1 protein-coding gene is annotated in these 1082 nt (G+C 62.8%); it reads left to right on the forward strand.

Annotated features, from left to right (window positions below):
* Positions 1-1059 (forward strand): ISAs1 family transposase, encoded by a 1059-nt coding sequence (locus P0D62_RS18955; RefSeq protein ID WP_275704084.1) that lies wholly within the window; start codon positions 1-3, stop codon positions 1057-1059.
* Positions 1060-1082: the final 23 nt, after the last annotated feature.

Below are 1082 nucleotides of genomic sequence, written 5' to 3' on the forward strand. Positions count from 1 at the left end.
ATCCCTGACCCCCGCAAAGCGCGGGGACGGCGACACGCGTTGCCGGTGGTCCTGGCGCTCGCGGTCGCCGCGGTCGCTGCTGGCGCGAAATCGATCTACGCGATCGCCGACTACGCTGCCGACACCGGTATCGAGATCCTGACCAAGCTCGGGTATCCCGCGAGCATCGTGAGCGAAGCAACCCTGCGCAGGGTGATCGAAGCCTTGGACGCTGAGGTGTTCTCCCTGATCTGCGGGGCCTGGCTGAGGATGCGCGCTACCACCGTCCACGGCCGGCTGGTGATCGCGCTGGACGGGAAAACCGTGCGTGGTGCCCGCGACGGTGACGCTCGCGCCCCGCACCTGGTGGCAGCCCATACCCATGCTGATGGTGTGGTGATCGGTCAGACCCAGGTCGATGATAAGTCGAACGAGATCCCAGCAACACGGCATCTACTAGGCATGATGGACCTGGAAGGTGTGGTTGTGACGATGGATGCGATGCACGCCCAACGAGACACCGCGCAGCAGATCATCGACCAGCACGGTGACTACCTGGTCACCGTGAAGCTCAACCAGCCGAGTCTTTACCGTGCCCTGAAAGCCCTGCCGTGGCGAGAAATCCCTTCGGTTTCACAACGGGATCTCTCGCACGGACGGCGGGTTACCCGCAGGATCCAAGCCGTGGTAGCCCCCGCGTGGATCGATTTCCCTGGGGCCCAACAGATCGCCAAGATTCGACGGGTGCGCACCACCAAAACCAAGCAAGGTAAGAAGACCACTACCGAGGTGGTCTACCTGATCAGCTCCGCTGCGATGATCACAGCCCAGCCCGCGATCATCGCCGCATGGGTCCGTGAGCATTGGGGCATCGAGAACAAGCTGCACTACGTGCGTGACGTTACCTTCGACGAGGACCGCTCACGCGTGCGAAGCGGCACCGGACCCGCGATGATGGCAGCCCTGCGGAACCTCGTGATCAGCCTCCACCGACTCACTGGCGCCACCAACATCGCCAAAGCCCTCAGATACACCGCCAGAGATCCCGACCGGGCCCTCAAACTACTCCTGACAACCTAAAACACGACTTTGACGGCACCCTG

Origin of the sequence: Tessaracoccus caeni, from assembly GCF_029211185.1 — a bacterium.
GTDB lineage: Bacteria > Actinomycetota > Actinomycetes > Propionibacteriales > Propionibacteriaceae > Arachnia > Arachnia caeni.